This window comes from Frankia sp. CeTa3Moorea (assembly GCF_978021225.1).
The window spans coordinates 2,613-28,161 of the sequence record NZ_CDXDOR010000003.1; the positions used below are offsets into that span (position 1 = coordinate 2,613).

21 protein-coding genes and 1 riboswitch are annotated in these 25,549 nt (G+C 70.2%); of the genes, 11 read left to right on the forward strand and 10 right to left on the reverse strand.

Annotated elements, in window-relative coordinates; all coding sequences use genetic code 11:
* The first annotated feature begins 338 nt into the window (after positions 1 to 338).
* From AC08OV_RS01050 to AC08OV_RS01065, 4 genes are all read left to right on the forward strand, one after another.
* Complete coding sequence (locus AC08OV_RS01050; protein ID WP_476615551.1) at positions 339 to 1,712, forward strand: lipase; 1,374 nt, start codon at positions 339 to 341, stop codon at positions 1,710 to 1,712.
* Positions 1,713 to 2,053: 341 nt separating this feature from the next.
* The gene (locus AC08OV_RS01055) at positions 2,054 to 3,205 is read left to right on the forward strand and encodes an alkaline phosphatase PhoX (protein WP_476619151.1); all 1,152 of its coding nucleotides are present in this window, start codon (positions 2,054 to 2,056) and stop codon (positions 3,203 to 3,205) included.
* Between the two features lie 765 nt (positions 3,206 to 3,970).
* On the forward strand, positions 3,971 to 5,620 hold the full coding sequence (locus tag AC08OV_RS01060; RefSeq protein WP_476612380.1) for a peptide deformylase: 1,650 nt from the start codon (positions 3,971 to 3,973) through the stop codon (positions 5,618 to 5,620).
* Between the two features lie 496 nt (positions 5,621 to 6,116).
* Positions 6,117 to 6,283: riboswitch (cyclic di-AMP (ydaO/yuaA leader) on the forward strand.
* Between the two features lie 2 nt (positions 6,284 to 6,285).
* Complete coding sequence (locus AC08OV_RS01065) at positions 6,286 to 6,666, forward strand: transglycosylase family protein (protein WP_476612379.1); 381 nt, start codon at positions 6,286 to 6,288, stop codon at positions 6,664 to 6,666.
* 205 nt (positions 6,667 to 6,871) lie between these two features.
* On the opposite strand, the gene rlmB is transcribed toward AC08OV_RS01065, so the two are convergent.
* Complete coding sequence (gene rlmB / locus AC08OV_RS01070; protein WP_476612378.1) at positions 6,872 to 7,963, reverse strand: 23S rRNA (guanosine(2251)-2'-O)-methyltransferase RlmB; 1,092 nt, start codon at positions 7,961 to 7,963, stop codon at positions 6,872 to 6,874.
* A 664-nt stretch (positions 7,964 to 8,627) separates the two neighbouring features.
* Here rlmB and AC08OV_RS01075 point away from each other — a divergent pair.
* The 3 genes from AC08OV_RS01075 (at position 8,628) to AC08OV_RS01085 (ending at position 11,896) form a co-directional block, all read left to right on the forward strand.
* A complete protein-coding gene (locus AC08OV_RS01075; RefSeq protein WP_476612377.1) occupies positions 8,628 to 9,743 on the forward strand; it encodes a PP2C family protein-serine/threonine phosphatase in 1,116 nt (371 codons plus the stop codon).
* Entirely contained in the window at positions 9,743 to 10,297 is a 555-nt protein-coding gene (locus tag AC08OV_RS01080; protein ID WP_476612376.1) for a hypothetical protein, read from the forward strand. Before AC08OV_RS01075 ends, AC08OV_RS01080 begins: the two co-directional genes overlap by 1 nt.
* 267 nt (positions 10,298 to 10,564) lie before the next feature.
* Positions 10,565 to 11,896 (forward strand): FHA domain-containing protein, encoded by a 1,332-nt coding sequence (locus AC08OV_RS01085; RefSeq protein WP_476619152.1) that lies wholly within the window; start codon positions 10,565 to 10,567, stop codon positions 11,894 to 11,896.
* 113 nt (positions 11,897 to 12,009) lie between these two features.
* Here the strand turns inward: AC08OV_RS01085 and AC08OV_RS01090 are convergent, their stop codons facing one another.
* From AC08OV_RS01090 to AC08OV_RS01110, 5 genes are all read right to left on the reverse strand, one after another.
* A complete protein-coding gene (locus tag AC08OV_RS01090; RefSeq protein ID WP_476612374.1) occupies positions 12,010 to 13,605 on the reverse strand; it encodes a cysteine--tRNA ligase in 1,596 nt (531 codons plus the stop codon).
* A gap of 47 nt (positions 13,606 to 13,652) precedes the next feature.
* Positions 13,653 to 14,045, reverse strand: a complete 393-nt coding sequence (locus AC08OV_RS01095) for a PPOX class F420-dependent oxidoreductase (protein WP_476612373.1) — start codon at positions 14,043 to 14,045, stop codon at positions 13,653 to 13,655.
* Between the two features lie 104 nt (positions 14,046 to 14,149).
* The gene (ispF, locus tag AC08OV_RS01100) at positions 14,150 to 14,632 is read right to left on the reverse strand and encodes a 2-C-methyl-D-erythritol 2,4-cyclodiphosphate synthase (RefSeq protein ID WP_476602350.1); all 483 of its coding nucleotides are present in this window, start codon (positions 14,630 to 14,632) and stop codon (positions 14,150 to 14,152) included.
* 74 nt (positions 14,633 to 14,706) lie between these two features.
* Complete coding sequence (gene ispD / locus AC08OV_RS01105; protein WP_476612371.1) at positions 14,707 to 15,492, reverse strand: 2-C-methyl-D-erythritol 4-phosphate cytidylyltransferase; 786 nt, start codon at positions 15,490 to 15,492, stop codon at positions 14,707 to 14,709.
* A gap of 242 nt (positions 15,493 to 15,734) precedes the next feature.
* Complete coding sequence (locus AC08OV_RS01110) at positions 15,735 to 16,217, reverse strand: CarD family transcriptional regulator (protein ID WP_006545253.1); 483 nt, start codon at positions 16,215 to 16,217, stop codon at positions 15,735 to 15,737.
* 846 nt (positions 16,218 to 17,063) lie between these two features.
* On the opposite strand from AC08OV_RS01110, the gene AC08OV_RS01115 reads away from it, so the two are divergent.
* The 4 genes from AC08OV_RS01115 (at position 17,064) to AC08OV_RS01130 (ending at position 21,487) form a co-directional block, all read left to right on the forward strand.
* Positions 17,064 to 17,729 (forward strand): copper chaperone PCu(A)C domain-containing protein, encoded by a 666-nt coding sequence (locus tag AC08OV_RS01115; protein WP_476612370.1) that lies wholly within the window; start codon positions 17,064 to 17,066, stop codon positions 17,727 to 17,729.
* A gap of 99 nt (positions 17,730 to 17,828) precedes the next feature.
* On the forward strand, positions 17,829 to 19,286 hold the full coding sequence (radA, locus tag AC08OV_RS01120; protein WP_462185932.1) for a DNA repair protein RadA: 1,458 nt from the start codon (positions 17,829 to 17,831) through the stop codon (positions 19,284 to 19,286).
* 131 nt (positions 19,287 to 19,417) lie between these two features.
* Positions 19,418 to 20,497: a DNA integrity scanning diadenylate cyclase DisA gene (gene disA / locus AC08OV_RS01125; protein WP_476612369.1), complete on the forward strand. Its 1,080-nt coding sequence runs from the start codon at positions 19,418 to 19,420 to the stop codon at positions 20,495 to 20,497.
* 90 nt (positions 20,498 to 20,587) lie between these two features.
* Complete coding sequence (locus AC08OV_RS01130; RefSeq protein ID WP_462185930.1) at positions 20,588 to 21,487, forward strand: HhH-GPD family protein; 900 nt, start codon at positions 20,588 to 20,590, stop codon at positions 21,485 to 21,487.
* Between the two features lie 17 nt (positions 21,488 to 21,504).
* Here the strand turns inward: AC08OV_RS01130 and AC08OV_RS01135 are convergent, their stop codons facing one another.
* From AC08OV_RS01135 to pstC, 4 genes are all read right to left on the reverse strand, one after another.
* Positions 21,505 to 22,392, reverse strand: a complete 888-nt coding sequence (locus AC08OV_RS01135) for a response regulator transcription factor (protein ID WP_476612368.1) — start codon at positions 22,390 to 22,392, stop codon at positions 21,505 to 21,507.
* Between the two features lie 32 nt (positions 22,393 to 22,424).
* Positions 22,425 to 23,201: a phosphate ABC transporter ATP-binding protein PstB gene (pstB, locus tag AC08OV_RS01140; RefSeq protein ID WP_462185928.1), complete on the reverse strand. Its 777-nt coding sequence runs from the start codon at positions 23,199 to 23,201 to the stop codon at positions 22,425 to 22,427.
* Between the two features lie 121 nt (positions 23,202 to 23,322).
* Positions 23,323 to 24,387 (reverse strand): phosphate ABC transporter permease PstA, encoded by a 1,065-nt coding sequence (gene pstA / locus AC08OV_RS01145; protein WP_476612367.1) that lies wholly within the window; start codon positions 24,385 to 24,387, stop codon positions 23,323 to 23,325.
* Positions 24,384 to 25,430, reverse strand: coding sequence for a phosphate ABC transporter permease subunit PstC (gene pstC, locus AC08OV_RS01150; protein WP_476612366.1), 1,047 nt, complete (start codon positions 25,428 to 25,430; stop codon positions 24,384 to 24,386). Before pstC ends, pstA begins: the two co-directional genes overlap by 4 nt.
* Positions 25,431 to 25,549: the final 119 nt, after the last annotated feature.

Sequence of the window (25,549 nt, forward strand, 5' to 3'; positions counted from 1 at the left end):
GCCGTTTTGACCGGTGCCCCGGGAACCGATGCCAGGCAACCGCACCTCCTGATGCGGAACCCCGCCGGCCGCGCTGTCCACGCCGAGATGATGACAGGCGACTGGCCGGGCCCGCACCTTGTTTTTGACCAGGGGCACGGCCGCGTCCGCACCGAAGCTCACGCGGGCCTGGCCGTCCTGTGCGCTGGCCCGATGTACTGTGCTCTGGCCAGAGATGCGTCGGACGCGGAGAACGTCCGATCCAGTGGTGCGCAGCTACCGAGGTGTAACCGACCGGAGAAATGCTGACGGTGGCCCGGTGCGTGGCCGTCGGATATCCCGAGGGAAAGGGACGTCGAGTGGCTCGCCGCCGTTGCTTCCACCTGCTGAGCGCGCTTGCCATCGCCGGACTGGCGGTCGCCTGTTCCGGCAGTGGCGGCACGGAGCCCGGCGCAGGACGCTCCCCGGCGCTCGCGCGGGAGCTGGCGGACGCCGCGGACGCCGCCCCGGATGCCTCTCGCCTCCCGATCCTGTTCGTGCACGGCAGCCTCGGGTCGGGCAGCCTCTTCGAGACACCGGCGCAACGATTCACCGCAAACGGCTATCCCGTCGACCACGTCGAGGCCTTCGACTACGACGCGTCGTCCTCGGCCAACCCCGTCAAGGAGGTCCTCCCGAACCTCGATGCGAAGATCGCCAGTGTCCTCAAGGCGACCGGGACGAAGAAGCTCGATCTGGTGGCGCATCTCGAGGGCGCCGCGTTGAGCGAGCGGTACCTGACCAGCTCGTCCGACCGGGCGAACCGGGTCGCGCACTACGTCACTGTCGGAGGCTCGCTCGCGGGCAGACCCCCGGCCGGGGTGCCCACCCTGGCGGTCTGGGGCGAGAACGATCCGACCCGGCGCGTCGAGGGGGCCGCCAACGTGCGGTTCGTCGACCAGGACCGCGCCCAGCTCCTGACCTCGGCGGCCACCTTCAGGGAGATGTACCGGTTCCTCACCGGAACCACTCCGCACACGACCGGCGTGGTGCCGAAGCAGGGCCCGATCGAGATCTCCGGCCGAGCCCTGCTCTATCCGATGAATGTCGGTGTGCGGGACGCCAGACTGGAGGTTCACCGGGTCGACCCACGGACGGGCCGGCGGGGGGCGAACAGCCTCAAAGGTTATTTCCACCTCTCCGGCGACGGATCCTGGGGTCCGTTCCGGGGTGACGGCGCCTCCACCTACGAGTTCGTGATCGTACGCGGCGGGGAACCCGACCACCACTTCTACTACCAGCCGTTCCGCCGCGACGATCACCTCGTACGCCTGCTGACAAGCCAGCCGGGCAAGGAGATCGGCGGCGGGATGGAGACCGGTCCCGGGCACACCGGCCTGGTCGTCGAACGCTCGCTCGAATGGTGGGGGGACCAGGGGGACGCCGACGACGTCCTCAGCATCGATGGGAAGAACGTGCTGAATGCCGCCGACGCACCCCGGTCCAAAATGGCCCTGGGCGTCTACCTGTTCGACCGGAATTCCGATGGCGTCACCCACCTCATGATGCCGATTCCGGCGTATTTCGGGATCGGCTTCATTACCGGCGTAGATGTGTTCATCCCGGCGGGTGAGCGTTCGGTCGAAGTCGCGATGACGCCGCGGGGAAAAACGGCCCACCGGGACGTTCTCCAGGTGCCCGCCTGGCCGTCGGACCGGCATCGCGTCACCCTGCACTTCACCGGCGAGGGCTGAACGGATCGCCAGGCCTCGCTGGGAATCTGCCGCACGCCCGCCTGGTCGTCGACCCGTTCCACGTGAGTAACCAGCGCCCTCTCCGACACGGCCGCACAAAGCCAGCCCCCACCGCAACATCCGAATTACATCGAACATTGGGTAAGATTTCACCTCGAATAATTACCGGGTCGACCTTGACTCTACGTTGATATTGTTGGCCAGTCGGTTTCACAATGTTCACGCCACGATTCTGTCGTATTTTCTCACCGTACGTTAGATTGCCGGCGGCACGGAATACTGCGGCTCGGGCGGAGACGCTCGGGCGAGCGCGGCATCCTCACGTGGAGATGGGAGCAGGAATGGATCGTCGAACTCTCCTTCGGACCGGTCTTGTCAGCGTCGGCGCGGCGGCCTTCAGTGGCTCGCTGTGGCGCGCGGCGGCCGTGGCCTACCCGGCGGTACCGGGTAACAGCCCCTACGGGCCGCTGCAGTCAGCCGACGCCAACGGAATCATGTTGCCGTCAGGCTTCACCAGCCGGGTGATCGCCCGATCCACCCAGACCGTGTCGGGCACCAGCTACACCTGGCACAGGGCCCCGGACGGCGGCGCCTGCTTCGCCAACGGCACGGGCTGGATCTATGTGTCCAACGCCGAGGTAGGCAGCGGCGGCGGCGGCGTGAGTGCCGTGAAGTTCAACAGCAACGCCAACATCATTGGCGCCTACAGCATCCTGTCCGGCACCAACCGCAACTGCGCGGGCGGGACCACCCCGTGGAACACCTGGCTGTCGTGTGAGGAGACCAGCACCGGCTACGTGTACGAGACCGACCCGTGGGGGGTCAACGCGGCTGTCCGGCGGGCCGCGATGGGCCGATTCAACCACGAGGCTGCTGCCGCCGACCCGGACCGGAAGGTGATCTACCTGACCGAGGACGCGTCCGACGGGTGTTTCTACCGGTTTGTGCCCACCACCTGGGGCAACCTGTCCTCCGGCACCCTGCAGGTACTCAAGGAGGTCTCCGGCGTGCTGTCCTGGGCAAACGTGCCCGACCCCGACGGCAGCCCCACACCCACCCGCGACCAGGTCTCGGGCGCCAAGCTGTTCAACGGCGGCGAGGGCGCCTGGTACTCGGCCGGCAAGTGCTACTTCACCACCAAGGGCGACAACCGGGTGTGGGCCTACGACGCGGCGGCCAACACCCTGGCGATCGTCTACGACGACAACGTCTCCGGCGCCCCGCTGACCGGTGTCGACAACATCACCGTCGCCGCCGTCGGTGACCTCTACGTCGCCGAGGACGGCGGCAACATGGAGATCTGCATCATCACCCCCGGCGACATCGTTGCCCCCTTCCTGCGCATCACTGGCCAGAGCTCCTCGGAGATCACCGGACCGGCGTTCAACCCGGCTGGTAACCGGCTGTACTTCTCCTCCCAGCGCGGCACCTCGGGTTCCAGCAGCGGCGGCATCACCTACGAGGTGACTGGTCCGTTCCGCACCTCGCTGTGATCGAAATCCTGTAACGGAGGAGCGGCGCGGGCATGCGCCCGACTGCGCGGAAGGCCTCCCCCTCGGGTCGGAACCGGCCGCCACCGTGACCGCCCAGCGGTCGAATCCCCGGGGTGTGGTCGCGACGGTCGGCTCAGGCGCGGCCGGGCCCGTCGGTTCGGCGGGCTCCCCGGACTCGGGCAAAGGCCGAGGGTGGCCCTGCTTGGGCAGGGCAGGGCCACCTGTCCACGGACCCCTCCCGGAGGTCTCGGGCGTCACGCCCGGCTGCGGCTCGCCGTCACGCCGGCCCCGCCCGGCGGAGGTCGCGGCTCGACGCGGGGCGGGACCGGCCTGCCGCCAAGACTGACGCGGGCGACCGGGATCCGGAAACGTCAGTCAGGCATGCCTTTCTCGTATGGGCCGCGCGGATGTCGTCGTCTGCGCCACCGGCAACCGGGCGCTGGAGGGGAAGACTTCACCTATCTACGGCCCGGCTCCTAGGTGGCGTCCGTGACATCACCCCGGCCAGCGGCGACAGCACGCCACCAGCAGCCGTCGCTGTCCGCAAGGAGTCAGACACGACATCCGCCATACACCGCGAAGACCCGGGAAGACCCGGGAAACCGCCGAGCCCGTGCTGTCGGATAGCCGACAGTCGAGCATTCAGCCGAACATCTGTGCCCGTTTGGCATGGCGTCGTTATCCTGATGTGTCGACTGACGGAGGACTGATCGCCCGATTTCACTCCGGCCTTCACCGACCGTACCGACATGGAAGGCCGTTTCGATGTCGTACGAATCTGGACCTTACCGGGTATCGCCCAAGCTGCTGGCCCGGGAGGACTTCCGGGCGGCGTGTGCGACGCGAGACTTCCGCGCGGTGTTCCGGCTGATGAAGAAATATGACGGTGCCAGTCAGAATCGCATCGCCTCGCCGGTGGAAGGGCTCAGCCAGAGCAGGGTCAGCCGGATCATGCAGGGCGAGGACCGCATCGCCCGGCTCTCCCTGATCGAACGCATCGCCGACGCGCTGCGTATCCCGGGTAGTTATTTCCACCTGGCCGCACGGCCGTGGGAGGCGGCACGGGACGTGCGCGAGCCGCCCGGGCCGCCGACGGTTCCGGCCGGACCCGGCCCGACGCCGGTGGCCCACGTCGCGACCCCCTCCGTCGACCCGGCCCCGGCCCCCGGGCCCGTCGTCGCCGAGAGCCCGGGCCGGGTCCCCCCCGGACCGGGGGGCCTGGTCGTCGAGGAGGACCGGGCCGAACTCCGCTACGACGACAGCATGTACGTCGCCCACCAGCGAAGACGTCTTCTCAACGCCGGCAGCGAACCGGTCACCCGGTATCTGATGCGGATATCGGTTGACCGGTTCCCGGGAGATCCGGAACGCTCCGCGCGGTTGTACCGATCCGATCCACTGCGCTGGGAGGACCTCCAGCTCAGCGCACACTGCGGCGGCGAGCAGATGGCCTGGCAGGTCAAGACGGACTGGGACGCGCTCAAGGAGGTCTGGCTGCTCTTCGAGAACAGTCGAGGGCGATTTCCGCTCTATCCCGGCGAATCGGCATGGATCAACTACAGCTACCAGGTGAGCAGGGAGAAGTGGGGGCCGTGGTTCCAGCGTGCCGTGCGGGTACCGACGAGTTTCCTCTCGGTGCAGCTGGACTTTCCGGCCGAGCTGGATCCCGTGGTCTGGGGCATGGAGACGTCGATGACCGCCGATGCCTTCCCGTTCCGGACCGCAATCGCCCGCACCGACTCCGGCGACCGGCGGATCTTCACCTGGTCGACCACCGAGCCGCCGCTGCACGCCCGCTACCGACTGGAATGGAACTTCCGGGCCACCGTGCCGGAACGTGATCCGGCCGCGGAGACCGGAACACGTCCCAGCGATCAGATGGCGGCCGTTGGCATCGTGCAGGAGGGTGAGGCGATCCTGCGGCAGTCGGCCCGCCCGTTCGCCCTGCCCGACGAGGCCGAGGACGCGCGCCGGGTCGTCGCCGAGCTGTCCTCCGCCCTCGAACGGGTATCCGCCCTGCACACCTTCGGCAAGGGCATGGGCATCGCCGCGCCGCAGGTCGGCATCAACCGCGCCGCGGCGATCGTGCGTACCCCGGGCGGCGACACGCTCACGCTGCTCAACCCCAGCGTCATCGAAACCTCCCGGGAGACCGACGAGCAGTACGAGGGCTGCCTGAGCTTCTTTGACGTCCGTGGCCTCGTCCCCCGGCCGCTGGAGCTGCACGTCGAACACACCGATATCGACGGCAACCGGCACATCACCGTCTATCGGCAGGGGCTGGCGCGGCTTGTCGCCCACGAGATCGACCACCTGCACGGTCAGCTCTACACGGATCGGATGCGGGCCGGAACCACACCAATCCCGGTGGAGCAGTACCGGGGTACCGGCTCGGCCTGGTCCTACAACCGCTGACCGACCCGAACGCACCCGCCTCGCGGGCGGCATGGCGGCATGGCGGCTGGCGGCTGGCGGCGACGCAGCGCCGGGACCGGGTGTCCGGCACCGACTGGTAGATCCGACATATGACATGATTCCCTCGTGCCGTATAGTCCGGAAAGCGGGCGATAGGTGCGGGCCCGCCGGAACGCCGGCACAGATTTTTCCAGATCCTGGTTAGAGATTGCCGGCAGCGGGTAGCAGAGGCTTGATCACCACGCGGCGGAACAGTTTCTCCACGCATCGCGTATTGTTTACCGTCAACGTGACGACCCAGCTACGGACTGGGGATTTCCAGCCCACTGGACAACCTCTAGAATCGGGCGCGCACGCGGGCGCGAAACACCATTAAAAAGATCGGAACAAGTAAACAGGATGCACTGTGTGCATCCTCACGTACTCTTGTTTTTCCTGGGTCACTCTCAGCTATGTTCATTGCCGTGCCGTCACCTGATGGCATTCGTCGGGCGGCACGCCGAATCCTGCCCCCGCTCGACGAGAATCGAACCTTCGGCAGGAGCGGGGGAACCAATTCCGGGCGCCACGAAAAGGCGTTCTCGGGGTGAAGCCGCGATGCGCGGCCGGGCATTCCCAGCCCGAACCCGACAGCTCACCTCGCAGGCGTGGGGAAGGGCAACTCAATGTCCAACGCTCGTTCGCTCGCTCGTGGCCTCAACCGCATCAGGCTCGGTTCCCGGGCCTTGATCGCAGCCACCACTCTCGCGGCCTCGATCGGCGGTGGCCTCGCGCTGTCCCAGCCGGCCAACGCGTCGACGAATGCCGACCGCTTCCTCTCCAAGGTGATTCCGTGTGAGTCCGGGGGAAACCCGCGCGTGGTCAACTCCATCGGCGCCGGCGGACTGTTCCAGTTCCTGCCCAGCACCTGGCGCGGGGTCGGCGGCAAGGGTCTGCCGCAGCACGCCAGCGTCGCCGAGCAGTGGCACCGCGCCCGCATCCTGTACGCCCAGCAGGGGACGAGCCCCTGGTACGCATCGAAGCCGTGCTGGGGTCACAAGATCTGAGCTGCCCGACTTCCCGCGCCAGCTTTCACTGTCCGCGCCCGGCCGGTACTGATCGGCGCGCGGCCAGCAGCCCCGTGTCCCCTCCGGGACACGGGGCTGCGCGCTACGTTTCCCGGTCACGGTTTCCCGGCCACGGCGACGCCGGCCAGGTCAACGTCCGCAGCCCCGCCCGGCGGAGACCCGGCGGACCCACCGATCGGCCGGCTCAGCCGATCCGACGGCGGCGGGCGATCTCGGCCAGCGTGATCCCAGCGGCCACCCCCGCGTTGAGGGACTCCACCGCACCCGCCATGGGGATCCGGACCCTCACGTCGCAGCGCTGCTCGACCAGCCTGGACAACCCGCGTCCCTCGGAGCCGATCACCAGGACGAGTGGGTCGGTCGCCATCGTGAGCTCGTCGATGCTCACCTCGCCGCCCGCGGCCAGACCGACGACGAACTGGCCGCCCGCCGCGTAGGAGACGAGCGTGCGGGCCAGGTTGGTGGCGCGCGCCACCGGCAGCCGGGCGGCGGCCCCCGCCGAGGTCTTCCAGGCCGCGGCGGTCATGCCGGCGGCCCTACGCTCCGGAACGACGACGCCATGGGCACCGAAGGCGGCGGCCGAGCGCACCACAGCCCCGAGGTTGCGGGGATCGGTGACCCCGTCCAGCGCCACCAGCAGACCGGGGGGGGACGAGCGCGCGCGGGCGAGGAGATCATCCGGATGGGCATACCGGAACGGCGGTACCACGAGGGCGAGACCCTGATGCGGAGCGGTGCCACACATCCGGTCGAGATCCGTGCGGCCGACGTCGGCCACGGCGATCCCGGCCCGCCCGGCGAGTCGGCGGGCGTCGGCGAGCCGCTCGTCGAAGTCCAGCCCGCCGGCGATGAAAAGGGTCGACGACGGCACCCCGGCCCGCAGCGCCTCGACCACCGCGTTGCGCCCGACCACCAGCTCGTCGCCCTCGGTCCGCCGTGGGCGCCCGGTCCCCGCGGAACCCCCCGCGGCGCTCGGCCCGGTGGTGGCCGCAGCGGCGACGGCGCGGCCACCATCCCCGCGCCGGCCGGCAGCCGCTCGACCCCGCTCGGCTCCGGCCGATGCGGAACGGGCCGCAGCAGCCGCCGCCGCACGACGCTGGGCGGGATGGCCGGGGCGCAGCTGCGCGGGCGGCGTGGCCCCACGGCCCTCCAGCGCCTTGCGGCCGTGACCGCCGCTGCCCGTGGAGGCCCCCTTGCGGTGGGAACCGGACTTGGCGGCCCGACCGCCCTGACCGCCGCGGGCGATCCCACCGCCCCGGCGAGCGGCGCCGGCCATCAGGACCACCGACCAGGACACGCCCGGGGAATGACCATGTGACCACGGTATACGGCGGACGACACCGGCGTGTCGGGGCGCGCTCAGCGAGAGCTCGGCAGGAGCTCGGCGGAGGAGCTCTGCCATGGGCATCCCTCGACATGGCCGTTTCCGGGGACCCGGCGCCCTATCCTGAGGGCCGGCAGGCCCACGGCCCGACCTGACGTGGTCCGGCCGCCCCTCACCGGCGTCAGGAGGGTCAGGTGCGCATCACCACGCCGACCGGCGGGCCCGGGGTTCCCCGGAGTGCGGGGGCCCTGCCACCATCCGCCCCCGGCCTTTACGCTCTTTTAGGGTCGCCCGCCGACGATGGCGGGCGCGTCGGATCAGGTCGCCGGCACGGCGATCTACACCCTCGACGTGCCGCGGGGGAAGCTGGGAGAATACGTCTCCATGAATGCGTGATGACCAGCTCGACGAGTGTGACCACCTCGGTCGATCATCGGGCGCGCGCCGTCGGTGTCCCGAGACGGCCACGGCGAGCATCGACGATCCGGCCGTTAGCGACCCGACCGTCAAGGACCCGACCGTCAGGGGCAGGAGGCACCCAGCACATGGCTCTGCGCACACCGCCCGTATGCGTTCCCCCGGCTGTTTCCGGCCGCGGCCAATTTCTCCCGGCGGCATGACGGTGGACCTCAACCCGCATGACGACGCCCCCACAGTCGCCTACCAGATCACCGGGAGCGGGCCGTTCGAACTCGACAACGACCTGGGTCGCTGCCCGGTGTGTGCGGCGCCGGTGTATGCCGACGACCGGTACTGCGAGGTCTGTGGTCACAGGCTGGAGGGTCCGGACCCCGGCCACGGCGACGCCGACCACAGCGAGGTCGACCTCGGCCAGCTCGCCGGCGTGTGCGACCGCGGCGTCCGGCACACCACCAACGAGGACGCCATGGGCCTGGCCGTCGTGTACGGCACGCTGATCGCGGTGGTGTGTGACGGCGTGTCGACCACTCCGGGCTCCGGGCAGGCCTCGGCCGCCGCGGCGACCACCGCCATGGCCGTCCTCGCGGATGCGGTGCGTGCCCACGGCCCGGGGCGCCCCGTCCACCACGACACCCGCCCGTCGCGCGGCGTCAGCCGGGCCGAGGAGATGCTCGACATCCTCGAACCGTCGTATGCCGACTACAAGAAGCCACGAACATCGCCCCGCACGGTCGTCGGCGGGTTCTCCCCGGAGGACGCCGAGGCCGCGCTGCACGCCGCCGTCGACGCGGCCCAGGCGACCATCGCCCAACTCAGCGCGGCCGAGGGGCGGATGGCGCCGTCGTGCACGTTCGCCGCGGCCATCGTCACCCCGCCGACCCCGGACGGCCCGGGCATGGTCACGGTCGGCTGGGTCGGCGACAGCCGGGTCTACCTGCTCGGTCCGCGCTGGTGCGAGCGGCTGACCGCCGACGACACCTGGGCGGCCGAGGCCGCGCGCGCGGGGCTCATCCCAGCCAACGAGGCCGAGACACACCGGCGGGCGCACACCCTCACCCGCTGGCTGGGCGGCGACGTCGAGGACGTCGCGCCGCACACCGAGATGTTCCCCATCGAGGCGCCGGCCACGGTACTGGTCTGCAGCGACGGGCTGTGGAACTACGCGTCCCGGCCCGACGTGATGGCCGCGCTCGTCAACCAGCTCCCACCCCACTGCGAGGCCATCGACGTCGCCCGCCACCTCGTCGACTTCGCCATCGACTCCGGGGGACACGACAACATCACGGTGGTGGCCGCCCGGGTGGAGGACTGATGAGCGTCTTCACCGCGGAGGTCGCACCCGTGGTACGTGATCTGACGGGCGAGGCCACGCCCGCGGACGAACACTGCTTCGGCTACCCTACCGGCGCGTGGGGAATCGAGTCGCGCGACTACCACCTGAGTGTCCAGGTGCCCGCCCGCGCGCTGGGAACCGAGACGCCGGCGGCGCGGGTCAGCCTCGTCGTCGACGGCCGGGTGACGTCAAAGGCGCTGGTCCGAGCGGTTTGGACGGACGATGAGACCCAGTGGAGCCGGATCAGCGACCCAGTCACCCACTACACCGACCAGGTGGAACTCGCGACCGCGGTGCTACGGGGCCTGGAGGCGCGTCGGGCCGGCGACGAGGCGACTGCGACACTGTTGCTCGGACGCGACGCTCAGCTGGCGCTCGCCTCCGGCAACGAAGACACCTACCGCCTCCTACAGAAGGTGGTTCACGTCGACAATGCCACAACAGGTACGGTTCGGTTGAAGAAGAACGTCAAGAAGATCGATGAGATGGTCCTTGACACACGGTCGACGAGGACCCTCCGGGTGAACCGGTGATCAGGTGAGGGCACGATGCCCTACGGGGCACCTGTCTCACGACCCGACTACTGCGATCGGTGCGGAATTGGGATCATGAGTGGTCAGGAGAGGTACGAATACCGTCCGGAGGACGGCGGGCGAGCTCCCTACGGAGCAGATGCCCCCGGCCGCTCGGCTGACGGGAACCGTCGGCGTGGGCCAGCCGAGCAGACCGGCCCAGATGCGGACGGTCCAGGTGGCTACGACCCGTTGGGCATCCGCCGTTCGCCAGCCGACCTGCCCGGGGTGACGGACCCGCCGCGCGTCGGCGACCCGCGCGGTGGCGACTCGTACGGCGGGTATGGCCGTGACGGCTACCCCGACCAGTCCCGGGGGGGCCGCGGTTATCAGGAGGACCCCTACGGCCCGCCCGGTGGCTATGATCGTGACCCCTACCCACGCGGGCGTGACGAGCGGCCGGCCCCCGACGACCGGATCGACCACGGGCGCGATCCCTACGGTCGAGACTGGGGCACGCCGGAGAACCGTGGCGGCTACCCCGTCGGCCGCGACAGCCGCGATCCCCACGACCCCTATGACCGCGACCCCTATGGCCGCGGCCATGACGACCGGGCCGACCGGGCCGACCGGGGTGGTTACCCCGTCGGCCGCGACAGCCGCGAGGAGCGCGTCCCGGGCGGCTACCCCGACCTCGACCGCGACTCCCGCGATCCCCACGACCCCTATGACCGCGACCCCTATGGCCGCGGCCATGACGACCGCGGCCATGACGACCGGGCCGACCGCGGCGGCTACCCCACCGGCCGCGACAGCCGGACGCCGGGTGGATATCCGGATCCGCGGGGCGACCTTGACCGCGAGTCGGACACGCACCGCCGGAGCCGGCGCGACGCCGAGTACGGCTACGCTGCGGACCCGCTGGGCATGGACGCCTCCGCTCCACCCGCGCCATCCATCGACCGGGTCACCCAGAGCCGGGGCGGCAACCCGCGGCACACGACCGACCCACGGCACACGACCGACCCGCGGCACGCTCGGCCCGGCGCCGACCCGCGGCTGAGTGATCCACGGCTGAATGATCCACGGCTGGGTGACCCGGAACTCGTCGACCCGCGGCACAGCGGCACCCGCGGCGGCCACATCGACCCCCGTGACGCGGTCCTCGACGACCCACGGGCCGGCGCCGGGCGTGGCGCCGGCTGGGATCGGGACCACGCGCCGACGGGCAGCACCGTCTGGGAAGCCATCGTCGAGGCGGAGCGCGAGTACTACGACAGCGGCGACGACCACCGGGTCCCGTTCCCGACCTTCTACCCTCGTCGGGTCTTCGCCCTGGCCGGCTCTCAGATGCTCGTGGGGCGGCGCAGCGAGTCCCGTGGCATCCATCCAGACATCGACCTGTCCGGAGCGCCGGAGGACCCGGGAATCTCCCGCAGCCACGCCCTGTTCGAGCTGCTGCCCGACGGCGGTTACGCGGTCCGCGACCCGGGATCCACCAACGGCACCCGGCTGAACGACGAACCGGACCCCATCGAGCCCGGCCAGCCCGTTCCGCTTCGTGACGGGGACCGGGTCTACCTGGGCGCCTGGACGCGCATCACATTGCGCGCCCGCTGATCTACCGGGTCGCCTGCCGCCGTCCGGGGCGGCAGGCGGCCTGCCGATCAGATCAGTCAACTGATCGTCACGGCGTCAACGCTGATCAACCTGGTGAGACCTGGTCGGTCGGCTCAGGCCAGATGCCAGCGCTGGCCCTCTGGAGTGTCCTCCACGATCAGGCCGGCGGCTGCCAGTCTCGAGCGGATGGCGTCGGCTTCCGCATAGTCCCGCCGGGCCCGGGCCGCGGACCGCAGATCCAGCACGACCTGCATCGCGCCGTCCAGCGCCGGCCTGAACTCGGCACCTGCGGTGGGCCACTGCTCATGCGGGTCGAGACCGAAGATGTTCAGCATCCGCCGGGTCACGTCCACCCACCCGGCCAACTCCCGGCTGTGAGCCTTCGACAGCACCTGGTTTCCCTGACTCACCGCGCCGAACAGGGCCGCCAGCGCACGCCCGACGGCGAGATCGTCGTCCATAGCGGTGGTGAAATCGGACCAGGCCCGCCGCGGGGTGAGCCTCGGCTCACCACCCGGCCCGGGAACCGGCACCGGCCGGGCTCCGGCCACCGTCGGCCGCGTCCCGGCCTTCCCCGCCGTCCCTGCGGCCGACGACGAGACGACCTCGTCGGCTGCCAGTGCCGCCGCCTCCCCGGGCCCGCCGAGGATGTCCAACGCGTTGCGGACGAAGGTCTCCACCCGGTCGTGGGCCGCGGTGGATTCCGCCAGTGCCTCGGCGCTGTAGTCGAGCGTGGACCGGTAGTGCGCGGAAAGCAGATGATAACGCAGAACCTGCGGACGGACCTCGTCGAGGGCGTCGGCCACCAGGACGGAATTTCCCAACGACTTCGACATCTTCGTCCCGCCGGTCGTCAGCAGACCGACGTGCATCCAGTAGCGCGCCATCTCGCCACCACCGGGCTCGCCACCACCGGGCTCGCCACCACCGGGGCCGGGCGAATCGGCCGAAGCCGCGTTCGACACCGGGCGGGCCGTGGCGGCGCAGACCGTCTGGGCACGTTCGTTCTCGTGGTGCGGGAAAATCAGGTCGAGTCCGCCGCCGTGGATGTCGAAGACCGGGCCGAGGTATTTTCCGGCCATCGCAGAGCATTCCAGATGCCAGCCCGGCCGGCCGTCACCCCAGGGGGACGACCAGAACGGTTCGCCGGGCCTGGCTGCCTTCCACAACGCGAAGTCGCGGGGGTCAGCCTTGCCGGGCTCAGCCTCCACGGACGGTTGCATCGCGTCGGGTCGCTGGTGGGACAGCGCTCCGTAGTCGACGAACGCACCCACCCGGAACCAGACCGAACCGCCGCTGGCGTACGCGTATCCCCTCTCCACGAGGGCCGACACCAGCGCGATCATCTCGGGGATGTGACCGGTGGCACGCGGCTGGATCGTCGGGGGCAGGATCCCGAGAGTGCGGTAGGCGTCGTCGAACGCGCGGGTCTGCCGGGTGGCGAGCTCCCAGACCGAGGTGCCGTCCCGATCCGCGCTGATGATGATTTTGTCGTCGATGTCGGTGACGTTCTGCACAAAGGTCACCGAGTGGCCGGACTGCACCAGCCACCGGCGCAGCAGATCGAAGGGCAGCGCCGTGCGGATGTGGCCCACATGCGGGGCCGCCTGCACGGTGGGCCCACACACGTAGACGCCCACGTGACCGGGGCGTAGCGGCTCGAATGGCCGCACACGCCGCCTGCGCGTGTCGTGGAGGTGGAGACCCATCTGTCAAGGGTACGGCCCCACTCGACCGACGGGACCCAAGGGGAGGATCAGCCGACCGTCAGTACCCGGTCGGCCACGACCCGGACGACCACCCTGGCCTCATCCGGATCATCCCACCGGTACACGTCTCCGGTGTACTTCACCGACAGCCGGTCGATCAGTTCCCGGCCGCCATCCTCGGTCAGGGTAGCGGTCCCGCGGACCTCGATGTAACCGTAGGGATCGCCCTGGTCGAAGAACATCAGTCCGACCCGCGGATCCCTTGCGATGTCGCGTTCCTTCGCGCGCCCCCGCACCGTGGACAGCAGCAGTTCGTCCTCGTCGCGGTCCACCCACAGCACGGTCATCCGCGGCGAGCCGTCGGGCTGGATCGTCGCCAGAACGACGTAGGTCCGGGCGTCGGCAAGGGCCCTCACCGACTCGGGAAGGCGGTCAGCCATCAGACTCCTCGGGGAGAGGCCAGGGTCGGCTCACCCTCTCATCTCCGCGCCGGCACGCGGTCAGTCGATGACAAAACGGCATATCACCGGTGACAGGCCCGCCGTCAGGCGCGGACGACGAGCGCGGTCGCGATGGCGGCCAAGCCTTCGCCCCGCCCAGTGAGGCCGAGTCCGTCGGTGGTGGTGGCCGACAGGCTCACCGAGGCGCCCAAGGCCACGGACATCGCCTTCTGCGCCTCCTCGCGACGCCCGGCCATCCTGGGCCGGTTCCCGATGACCTGGACCGAGACGTTGCCGATCGCCCAACCGGCGGCACCGAGAAGCCGCGCCGTCTCGGCCAGCAGGACCGCGCCCGACGCACCCGCGTACTCCGGTCGGTCCGTGCCGAAAACCCGACCCAGATCACCGAGGCACGAGGCGGTGAGAAGTGCGTCACAGGCCGCGTGTGCGGCGACGTCCCCGTCGGAGTGCCCGGCGAGCCCGGTCTCCCCCGGCCATTCCAGGCAGGCCACCCAGCACGGCCGGCCGGCGGCGAACGGATGCACATCGACCCCGACGCCGACCCGGGGCAGGATCACCGTGTTCACCAAACTGGACGCGGGAGCCTGCCGGCTGGTGGGCGCGGCGTCCACGACGGGCTCATCCCGCCGCGGGCCGCCGGTCATCCGCCACTCCAGGCGTCCGTGGACCGGGCGCCCGCGAACTGGGGCTCCGCGGGCCGGGCCTCCGCGGGCCGGGCGTCGTCCGCGGGGTCGCAACGGGCGAGTAGCGCCTCGGCGAGCACGAGATCCGCCGGTCGAGTCACCTTGAATGCCTCCTGCGCGCCGGGAATGGTCGTCACCGGCACTCCCAGAGCCTCCACCAGTCCCGCATCGTCGGTCACGGCGATGTCCTCGAGCGCATACGCGGCGCTCAGCACGTCGCGGCGGAATCCCTGCGGGGTCTGCACGGCTCGCAAGCCGTCCCGCGGCGGGGTACGCACCACCCGCCCGTCGGCGTCCACCTCCTTGACCGTGTCGGCCAGCGGCACGACGGGAATCACCGCGGGATGCCCGTCGAGCACCGCCGCCGCCACCGCGTCGACCAGCTCGGGAGGCGTCAGCGGCCGGGCGGCGTCGTGGACCAGTACCACGGAGACGTCGTCGTCCACGGCCCGCAGGGCACGGCGGACCGAATCCACCCGCTCGGCGCCGCCGGCGATCACATGCACGCCCCCGCCGAGCAACTGGGCCACGGCATCGACCAGCGTCGGTGGCGCCGCGACAACGATCTGCGTCACTAGCCTGGAGCGGCGCAACGATTCCACCGTACGCACCAGCATGGGCCTGCCATCGAGGGCTCGCAGCGCCTTGGGAGTACCTCCCCCCAGCCGCTCACCCCGGCCGGCAGCCGGCACGATCGCCGCCACCCGGGGGCTCGCCACCGGCAACCGGTGACCTTCGCCCACCACAGGACCTCCCGTGTGCCATCCGCCACGAGGGCATGGCCGATCCAGCCGGCTCGGCGCGAGCCGCCGGTGGGCGCAACACCGCCCACCACCGTCTCGACGCCACCCAGCCGGAACCTGAGCCGGCAACGCGCTCGGGACGGCGGTCTCCCGGAAAGAGAATGCCTTTCCGGATTATCATGCCGTGCCGAATAGACCGCCTGTCGGCCGGACGAATTACGCCTGCGCCAACAAGCCCACGATCATCCGGCGAGAACCTCGTCGAGCATGGCCTCCGCCTTGTCCTCGTTGGTGCCCTCGGCGAGCGCAAGCTCGCTGACGAGGATTTGCCGGGCCTTGCTCAACATTCGCTTCTCGCCCGCGGAAAGACCGCGTTCGCGATCGCGTCGCCACAGGTCACGGACGACCTCGGCCACCTTGTTCACATCGCCGGAGGCGAGCTTCTCAAGATTTGCCTTGTACCGTCGCGACCAGTTGGTGGGCTCCTCGGTGTGCGGGGCGCGGAGCACCTCGAACACCCGTTCCAGCCCGTCCTGCCCGACGACGTCACGCACCCCGACCATGCCGACATTGTCGGCCGGAACTCGGACAGTCAGATCGCCCTGAGCGACCTTCAGCACGAGATAGAGTTTTTCCTCGCCCTTGATGACGCGAGTTTCAATCGCGTCAATCAGAGCAGCACCATGATGCGGGTAAACAACGGTCTCGCCGACTTGGAACGCCATGTGTCACGTGCCCCTTCCGCCTCTACCAGCGTAACACGCACGCATCGCCGCAGGTCAGACGCACGCTGCAGGTACCAAGACCAGCAACGCCAAGGTGAGGGCCCCGGCGCCGCCTTCCGGCCACCCGCTCCGGAGGACGGGCATCCAGGGGCACAGATCCGCCCGCCCACCCGCCAGATCGCCGCGCACCGACATCGAAGATGCCCTACCAGGTAAAATGGGTGACGACCCGGCGGATGTTGGCTACACGTTGAGCGCGGCCGCGCGGCGAACCTGGCGCGGGGGCCGGCCAGGCCGGGACGCCGTGCCGGACCCGGGCCCACCCGACCCGGTCCCGCCGCGACGCATCCCGACGCACCAGCACCCATCGCGCCACATCACCATGTAACGGTCTTCTCGACCATGCAACGGTCATCCCGCCATGAAACGGGCTATCGCCATGGAACGGACGGCGCCCGCCGGGTCGCCCGACAGGTCGTGACTCCCCCCACGCCGTGATGCTGCCCACGTCCGGGGCCGCTCGGACCAACCGCCCAGGCCAGCCGGCCCGGCTACGGCGCCGGAATCCGGCCCGAGCGTGCTCCTGGGCCGGATCCACGGGTTTCGTACCGCCCACAGCCTCCGCATGTGATGCCGAGGGATGGCTAGTGTTAGCCCCGCACGGGTGAGTCGGGAGACGGACCGTCTTAGACCGAATCATCCGGGCACCGGGGGTGACCTCTCCGCGCCGGTTACGACGGCCGGCGATGGAGGTGGCGCCACCGGTGGTCGCCCCACGGGACGACCGTCAACCAGCACCGGTGCGCACCCGAGGCACCGGTCTCGCGCAGGAGGAGCCACCGAGCTGTGAGCCGCCGTCTGGGTGCCCGTTCCACGTCAGCCACACCCGCCGTCGGCGGGGCGTCCGCCGCCCCGGAGCCGGGCCACGACGTCGGTCGACAGTCCACCTTCAGGCGGCGCATGGCCTCCCGCCGGATCGGTGCCGCGATCCTGGCCTCGGTGGTCGGGTCCGCTGGCCTGGCAAGCTGCGCTTCCGGCAACGACGCGCTGACGAACCTCGCCCGGACCACGACCAACAGCGTCTCGAGCGCCGTCGGCAGCATCACGCTGCGCAACGTCTATGTAGCAGGCCCGCTGTCCCGGGGAGACTCCGCACAGATCGTCTCGGCGTTCTTCAACGCGGGCACCGAGCCTGACACCATCATCGGCGTGTCCTCCCCCCTCGCGGCGGGCGGCAAGGTACCGAACCCCGCCGAGCTGCCACCCGGTTCCGGAAAGATCTTCATTGCCGACGGCTCCGCGCCGACCCTGCAGAACGTCCAGCAGAACCTGTTGATCGGGTCCCAGGTGCCCGTCACCATCACCTTCGCCAAGGCCGGCAGTATCACCCTGGACGTTCCGGTGGAGCAGCCCGCACCCGGCGCCTCGGCGGCGCCGGGTGCGGTTACCGGGACCCCGGGGGCAGGGCAGGAGCCCGCCTCGCCGTCGGCCGGCGCCACCACCGCGGGCTGACCCACCGCCGGCCGATCCGCCCAGCGGGATCCGGCCGGCTATCCCCATTCGCGGGTACCCGACGCCCGGGGACCCATTCCGCGCGCCGCTGTCACCGACATGTCGGACCAGCGGACTAACGTTGCGTCCATGGCATCCACTCGCCCGTCGGCCGGCGGTCGCCCGTCGAGCCGTGCGGCCTCAGGCGGGTTCCGGTGTAACAGCTGCGGCTCGGAGTCCGTGCGGTGGGCGGGACGATGCTCGCGCTGCCAGGAGTGGGGCACGCTGGAGGCGCAGGCCCCCGCCCCACGCCGCGGGGCCGGCCTGGTCGCGGGGGGTCGCTCCGCCTCGTCCGCCGCAGTGACGGCACCGGCTCTGCCGGTCATGTCCGTCGACGTGACCGCGACGAGGCGTCGCCCGACCGGGATAGACGAGCTCGACCGCGTGCTGGGCGGCGGCCTCGTTCCCGGCGCTGTGATCCTGCTCGCCGGGGAACCGGGGGTCGGCAAGTCCACCCTGTTGCTGGAGGTCGCGGCCCGCAGCGCCGCCGCCGGTGCCCGCGCGCTGGTCGTCACCGGGGAGGAGTCCGCGGCGCAGGTCAGGCTGCGGGCGGGTCGGACGGGTGCGCTGCACGAGGACCTGTGGATCGCCGCCGAGACGGACCTCGGCGCCGTCCTGCGTCACGTCGAGGAGGTCTCACCCGCCCTGCTGGTGGTCGATTCGGTGCAGACCATCTCCGCGGCCGGGGTAGACGGAGCCGCGGGCGGGGTCACCCAGGTCCGTGAGGTCACCGCGGCCCTGATCCGGACGGCCAAGGCGCTGGGACTCGTGACGGTGCTTGTCGGCCATGTCACGAAGGATGGTCTGGTCGCCGGACCGCGCCTCCTGGAACATCTGGTCGACGTGGTGCTGCATTTCGAGGGCGAGCGGCACTCCGCACTGCGCCTGGTCCGCGCGGGCAAGAATCGGTATGGACCGGCCGACGAGGTCGGCTGTTTCGAGATGGACGATTCCGGTATCCATGGCATCGCCGACCCGAGCGGGCTGTTCCTGTCCCGGTCCGGCGGCGCGGGGCTGGAGGCGGTGCCGGGAACCTGTGTCACCGTAACGGTCGAGGGCCGACGGCCACTCGTCGCCGAGGTTCAGGCTCTGGTGGCGGAGACCTCGGCGCAGATCCCCCGACGCGCCGTGTCCGGGCTCGATCCGGCCCGGGTGGCGATGATTCTCGCCGTGGTCGAGCGCCGGGCGAAGGTGCGCTTCGGCCGGGCCGACGTGTACGCCGCGACCGTCGGCGGGGTTCGGTTGGCCGAACCCGCAGCGGACCTCGCGACGGCCTTGGCGATCGTCAGCGCGGCCAGGGACCGTCCGTTGCCGGCCGATCTCGTCGCTGTCGGCGAGGTCGGCCTAGCCGGGGAGGTCCGCGCGGTGGGCTCGGTACGCCAACGGCTCGCCGCCGCGGCCCGGCTCGGCTTTCGCCGGGCGCTCGTTCCGGCGGACCCCGGCCCGGCTCCGGACGGCATGAAAGTCACCGAGGTACCCGACCTGATCGGCGCGATCGGCAAAATGCATGAAACGTAGAAAGTGTGTATTTTTCTAACCATATCAGTACTTCACGATGAGGTGGACCCCACCGGCTCCCGTCGCCCCGATAGCATCGCGACAGTGGTAATGGGAGACGGTGGGGGAAGCCGAGGAGTTGAGGGAGCCTGATGGCAGGACCACCCGGAGACGACATCTTCCGGGCGACACTGGCCGCGGTCGCGCCCGGAACCCCCTTTCGCGACGGCCTGGAACGCATCCTGCGCGGGCACACCGGCGCACTGATCGTCCTCGGCCACGACAAGGTCGTCGAGGGTCTGTGCACCGGTGGCTTCGAGCTCGACGTGGAGTTCTCGGCAACCCGGCTGCGCGAGCTGGCCAAGATGGACGGCGCGATCGTGCTGTCGTCCGACCTGCAGCGCATCGTCCGCGCGGCGGTGCATCTGGTACCGGATCCAACGGTGCCGACAGAGGAGTCCGGCACGCGGCACCGGACCGCCGAGCGGGTCGCCAAGCAGGCCGAGTTCCCCGTCATCTCGGTCAGCCAGTCGATGCACATCATCGCGCTGTACGTCGCCGGGCGGCGGTACGTGCTGGACGGCTCGGCCGCCATCCTGTCCCGGGCGAACCAGGCCCTGGCCACCCTCGAGCGTTACAAGCTGCGGCTTGACGAGGTCGCGGGCACCCTGTCCGCACTGGAGATCGAGGACCTCGTCACGGTCCGCGACGCGATTTCGGTGAGCCAGCGGCTGGAGATGGTGCGCCGCATAGCCGACGAGATCGAAGGCTACGTCGTCGAGCTCGGCACCGACGGCCGGCTGCTGTCCCTGCAGCTCGAGGAGCTGATGGCCGGAGTCGAGACCGAGCGTGAACTCACCGTCCGCGACTATCTGCCGATCGGGTCGAAGGCGGGGACGGCCGCGCAGGTCCTGGGCGAGCTGTCCGCGATGTCTCCGACCGACCTGCTCGACCTCACCGTCCTCGCCAGGGTGATCGGATTCTCCGGCGGGGCGGACATCCTGGACCGGCAGATCAGTCCGCGCGGTTACCGCATGCTGGCGAAGGTGCCCCGGCTGCCACGGATGGTGGTCGACCGGCTCGTCGACCATTTCGGCACCCTGCAGAAACTGCTCGCCGCCGGGGTTGACGATCTGCAGGCCGTCGACGGCGTCGGGGAGGCCCGCGCCCGAGCGGTCCGCGAGGGCCTCTCCCGGCTCGCCGAGTCGAGCATTCTCGAACGCTACGTGTAGTAACGCTGCGTACGGTAGTGCTAGGTGTAGTAGCCGAAGGCGACGGGAGGCCGCCTCCGGCCGGCCTGGTCGCCTGGCACGATGGCGGGAATGACCAGCACAGCCGGAATCAGCAGCGCGCCCGGACCACTGGCCGATCTCGTCCTGGACTGGTTCGCCGTCTGTGGCCGGGACCTGCCGTGGCGCCGTCCCCTGACGAGCCCCTGGGCAATCATGGTCAGCGAGGTGATGCTGCAACAAACCCCGGTCAGCCGGGTGCTGCCGGTCTGGGAGGCCTGGCTGGACCGGTGGCCGACGCCCGCCGCGCTCGCCGCCGAGCCCGCCGGGGAGGCCGTCCGGGCGTGGGGCCGGTTAGGCTACCCCAGGCGCGCGCTGCGGCTGCACCAGGCGGCGACCGTCGTCGTCGAACGGCACGACGGCGAGATCCCCCGGCACCTCGACGATCTCCTCGCGCTGCCCGGCATCGGGACGTACACCGCGCGGGCGGTTGCCGCCTTCGCCTTCCGCCAGCGCCATCCGGTCGTCGACGTCAACGTGCGCCGGCTGTTCGCCCGGGCCGTCGAGGGAAGAGCCGACCCGCCGGCCACGGTCAGCCGCCGCGACCTGGTCGAGATCGCGGAGCTGCTGCCGCCGGACGCCGAGACGGCCGCCCGGGCCAGCGCCGCGTTCATGGAGCTCGGCGCGCTGGTCTGCGTTGCCCGGATGCCTCGCTGCGCCGCCTGCCCCCTGCTGGGACGGTGTGCGTGGGTGTCCGCGGGCAGCCCGCCGAGCGCGGGGCCCGCGCGCCGGCCCCAGGGGTACGCCGGCACCGACCGCCAGGTCCGCGGCCGGCTGCTCGCCGTCCTGCGTGACGCCAGTCCGGAGGTGGGTCAGGAGATCCTCGACCAGGTCTGGGACGATCCGGTGCAGCGGACCCGCGCCCTCGCCGGACTGATCGACGATGGCCTCGTGGTACGGGTGGCGCCGGGCGTCTACGCGCTGCCCGGCTGACGTCCCTGCGGAAGGGCTCAACCCGGATCGGCAACGGCGCGGAAGCGGTAGCCGACCCCGCGGATGCTCTCGATGACCGTCGGTTGGCCGGCCGTCTCGCCCAGCCGCCGCCGCAGCCGCCGCACGTGCACGGCAAGCGTGTTCGTCTCCGTCTGCGCCGAACCCCAGACCTCTCGCAGCAGCGTCTCGCGCGTGACGACCCGGCCCGTCTGTTCCAGGAGCAGCGCGAGCAGCCGGAACTCCCGCGGCGGGACCGGGACCACGGCCCCGTCGAGACGGACCTCGTGCGCCGCGCGGTCCAGCAGCACCCGTCCGCCGCGCAGCACCTCCGGCTCGTGCATCCGGGGCGGATACGTTCCGGCCCGTCCGGTTCCGATGAACCCCACCATCGCGAGGACCTCGGGAACCCGGTACGGCTTGCCCACGCAGGCGCTGGCCCCCGCGTCGAGTCCGGCGGCAGCTCTCGGCCGGTCATCGGGGCCGACCGCGAGGAGAATCGGCACGTCGTCGTGACCGGGCACGCTACGCACCGTCCGCACGACGGTCACCCCGTCCACCACGGGCAGCCGGGCACTGATCAGCAGCGCGGCCGGATGCCGCAGACCGATCTCCAGCAGGGCCAGCGCCCCGTCCGCCACCACACTGACCTCGACACCGTTCGCGACGAAGGCGTCGAGCATGCCGTCGTCGACGTCCTCGTCCGCGATCAACAGCGCCGGGCAGCCCCCCGGCCCGGTGCCCGTCGTCCGTCTCCGCGTCTCACCGGACGGGCCGCGGTACCGACGCCCGTCGGCTGCCGGGTCTACTGCCACGACCGCCAGGCCTGCCGGAACGGCCGGGGCCTCGCCTCTCGAGCCACGGTCTTGCCCCCCCGGTTGACCGGCCCCACGCGGTACCGGGAGCATCCGCGCGTCCTGTCCGCCAATCTCCCCGTCCGTCAGCCGAACCGTCCGGAGATGTAGTCCTCGGTCCGCTTTTCCTTGGGGTTGCTGAAGATCTGCGAGGTCTTGTCGTACTCGACGAGGCGGCCGGGGTCGCCGGTCTTCTCCAGCGAGAAGAAGGCGGTCGAGTCGCTGACCCGCGACGCCTGCTGCATGTTGTGGGTGACGATGACGATGGTGAAGCTCGACTTCAACTTCGCGATCAGATCCTCGATCGCAAGAGTGGAGATCGGGTCGAGCGCGGAGCACGGCTCGTCCATCAGCAGGACCTGCGGCTCCACCGCGATCGCCCGGGCGATGCAGAGCCGCTGCTGCTGCCCACCGGACAGGCCCGCGCCCGGCCGGCCCAGCCGGTCCTTGACCTCCTCCCAGAGGTTCGCGCCCCGCAGTGACTCCTCGGCCCGCTCGTCGAGGAGCGCCTTCTTGCGGATCCCGTTCAGCTTGAGCCCAGCGATGACGTTCTCGTAGACGGACATGGTCGGGAACGGGTTCGGTCGCTGGAAGACCATCCCGACGGTGCGGCGGACGGCCACCGGGTCCGTCCCGGGCCCGTACAGATCCTCACCGTCGAGGAGCACCTGCCCCTCGACCCGGGCCCCCGGAAGCACCTCGTGCATCCGGTTAAGCGTGCGCAGCACCGTCGACTTCCCGCATCCGGACGGCCCGATGAATGCGGTGACGTTCTTCGGCTCGATGGTCAGGTTCACGTCGGCTACGGCTTTGAACTTCCCGTAGTACGCCGTCAGCCCGGAAACGTCGATGCGGGTGGCCATGGCTACCTCGACTCACGATCTGCCTGGATGCTGTTTCAGAGGGTCGGATCAGATGGGATGGGACTAAATGGGATGAGATAGGGCATGATCTGTGCCGCGCTGCCATCCCGGGTCAGGGTCATCACAGCCGCGAGCGTCTGGCGACCAGACGAGCGATGAAGTTGAGCAGCATGATGATGATGATGAGTACCAGGGCGGCGGCCCAGGCCCGGTCCACCGCCGACTGCTGCGGCTGGCCGGCCTGCGAGTAGATGTACAGCGGCAGTGCGGACTGCTCCCCGGAGAACGGGTTGGCGTTGATGAGGTTCGTACCGAAGACGGTCAGCAGCAGCGGCGCGGTCTCGCCGGCAACGCGGGCGACCGCGAGCATGACGCCGGTCACGATCCCGGGCAACGCGGTGGGGACGACCACCTTGAGGATGGTCCGCCAACGCGCCACCCCGAGGGCATAGCTGGCCTCCCGCAGCTCGTCCGGAACGAGCTTCAGCATTTCCTCGGCGGAGCGCACCACGATCGGAATCATGAGCACCGTGAGGGCCAGGGCACCCGCGAATCCGGAGAAGCCCTGGTGGAAGGCGAGGATCCAGAACGCCAGGATGAACAGACCCGCGATGATCGAGGGAAGACCGGTGAGCACGTCGACGAAGAAGCTGATTACCCGGCTGACCCGGCCGCGGCCATATTCCACCAGGTAGATGGCCACCAGCAGACCGAACGGCACGGCCAGCAGGCTCGCCAACGCGACCTGCTCCACCGTGCCGATGATCGCGTGGTAGATGCCACCACCGACGTCACGGGCGCCGATGCCGTTCATCGAGTGAGTGAAGAACTCGGGGCGCAGCCGCCTCGCACCCTTCTCGATCACATTCACGAGCACCGCGAGCAGGGGGATGACCGCGAGCAGGAAGGCGGCGTAGACCAGGTTCGTCGCGAACCGGTCCCGGGCCCGGCGGCCGCCCTCGACCAGCGTCGAGGCCACGGTCATCGCGAGGATGAAGAAGACGGCAACCAGCAGGGGGAACTGGATCCTGCTGGAGATCGAGGTCACCAGGTAGATCAGGGCCGTCAGGACGACGGCACCGGCGACGGCAGCGAGCGGTACCCAGCGGGGCAGGACCCGGCCCCGCAGCTGCAGCCGGTCCTCACCGCCCTCGACGGCGGTGCCGGGAACGGTCGCGGTGTTCATGCGGCACTCCCCGAGAACTCACGCCGCCGCGCGATGATGGCGCGAGCGATGATGTTGACCAGCATGGTGACGATGAAGAGCACGAGACCGGACGCGATAAGCGCACCGCGGCCGATGTCGTTGGCCTCGCCCCATCCGTTCGCCACGTTCGCGGCGATAGTGTTACCGGCCGGCGCGAGGATCTGCCAGGAGATGTTGAACGACGCCGGCAGGACCAGGGCGACCGCGATGGTCTCGCCCATCGCCCGCCCGAGGCCCAGCATCGAGGCGCTGATAACGCCCGGCTTGCCATAGGGCAGGACGGCGGTTCTGATCATCTCCCAGCGGGTCGCGCCCAGCGCCATCGCCGCCTCCCGATGCGCAATGGGCACCTGCAGGAACACCTCGCGGGACAACGCGGCGACGATCGGCAGAATCATGATCGCGAGGACGACGCTCGCAACGAAGATCGACCGACCGACCCCGCGATCGGTCTCGAACAGCGGGATCCACCCGAAGTAGTCGTTCAGCCAGCTCTGGATGCCCTTCATGTGCGGCGCGAGCACGAGCAGTCCCCACAGGCCGTAGACGACGCTCGGCACGGCCGCCAGCAGATCGACGATGTAGCCGAGGGCGGAGGCCATCCGGCGAGGGGCGTACACCGTAATGAACAGGGCGATGCCCACCGCAACCGGAACAGCGATGATCATTGCGATGGCAGAAGTGATCATCGTGCCGAACAGCAGTGCGGCGATACCGAAAACCGGCGGCGTGGCGTTGGGGAACCACTCCTCCGTGGTGAAGAAGTTCCCGGTATTGGCGTCGAGGGCGTTGGTGGCGCGCAGTACCAGGAAGGCCGCGATCGCGGCGATCAGTACCAGCAGCCCGACCCCGGCCGTGCGGGTGGCATTCTTGAAGATCAGGTCAGCGACGCCGACCTTGGCCTTGCCTGTCGAGGTGTCCGCCAGCCCGCCGGCCGGCCGATCACCTCCCGATGAGGCGGCCGTCACCGAAGCGGCCCCCCGAGACTCGGCGTCCGCCGAGCTGTCCGGCTCCGTCGTCATGGTCCCTCTTCCCCTGGTGCCTTCCCCTGGTACTCCGAACTCGACTTCCGCTCATGAAATGCCCTGGCCGTCACCGTCTTGGCTGGTCTGGTGCTGTTGGTCTGTTCTAGTGCGCTGTT

Bases quoted from the DNA above. Each gene is read 5' to 3' on its own strand.
- radA (WP_462185932.1), top strand. From the start codon at position 17,829: ATGTCGGACCAGCGGACTAACGTTGCGTCCATGGCATCCACTCGCCCG.
- disA (WP_476612369.1), top strand. From the start codon at position 19,418: ATGGCAGGACCACCCGGAGACGACATCTTCCGGGCGACACTGGCCGCG.
- AC08OV_RS01095 (WP_476612373.1), bottom strand. From the start codon at position 14,045: ATGGCTGACCGCCTTCCCGAGTCGGTGAGGGCCCTTGCCGACGCCCGG.
- AC08OV_RS01080 (WP_476612376.1), top strand. From the start codon at position 9,743: ATGAGCGTCTTCACCGCGGAGGTCGCACCCGTGGTACGTGATCTGACG.
- rlmB (WP_476612378.1), bottom strand. From the start codon at position 7,963: ATGGCCGGCGCCGCTCGCCGGGGCGGTGGGATCGCCCGCGGCGGTCAG.
- AC08OV_RS01135 (WP_476612368.1), bottom strand. From the start codon at position 22,392: ATGCTCCCGGTACCGCGTGGGGCCGGTCAACCGGGGGGGCAAGACCGT.
- AC08OV_RS01075 (WP_476612377.1), top strand. From the start codon at position 8,628: ATGACGGTGGACCTCAACCCGCATGACGACGCCCCCACAGTCGCCTAC.
- AC08OV_RS01065 (WP_476612379.1), top strand. From the start codon at position 6,286: ATGTCCAACGCTCGTTCGCTCGCTCGTGGCCTCAACCGCATCAGGCTC.
- AC08OV_RS01130 (WP_462185930.1), top strand. From the start codon at position 20,588: ATGACCAGCACAGCCGGAATCAGCAGCGCGCCCGGACCACTGGCCGAT.
- AC08OV_RS01055 (WP_476619151.1), top strand. From the start codon at position 2,054: ATGGATCGTCGAACTCTCCTTCGGACCGGTCTTGTCAGCGTCGGCGCG.
- AC08OV_RS01060 (WP_476612380.1), top strand. From the start codon at position 3,971: ATGTCGTACGAATCTGGACCTTACCGGGTATCGCCCAAGCTGCTGGCC.
- pstC (WP_476612366.1), bottom strand. From the start codon at position 25,430: ATGACGACGGAGCCGGACAGCTCGGCGGACGCCGAGTCTCGGGGGGCC.
- AC08OV_RS01090 (WP_476612374.1), bottom strand. From the start codon at position 13,605: ATGGGTCTCCACCTCCACGACACGCGCAGGCGGCGTGTGCGGCCATTC.
- pstB (WP_462185928.1), bottom strand. From the start codon at position 23,201: ATGGCCACCCGCATCGACGTTTCCGGGCTGACGGCGTACTACGGGAAG.
- AC08OV_RS01110 (WP_006545253.1), bottom strand. From the start codon at position 16,217: ATGGCGTTCCAAGTCGGCGAGACCGTTGTTTACCCGCATCATGGTGCT.
- pstA (WP_476612367.1), bottom strand. From the start codon at position 24,387: ATGAACACCGCGACCGTTCCCGGCACCGCCGTCGAGGGCGGTGAGGAC.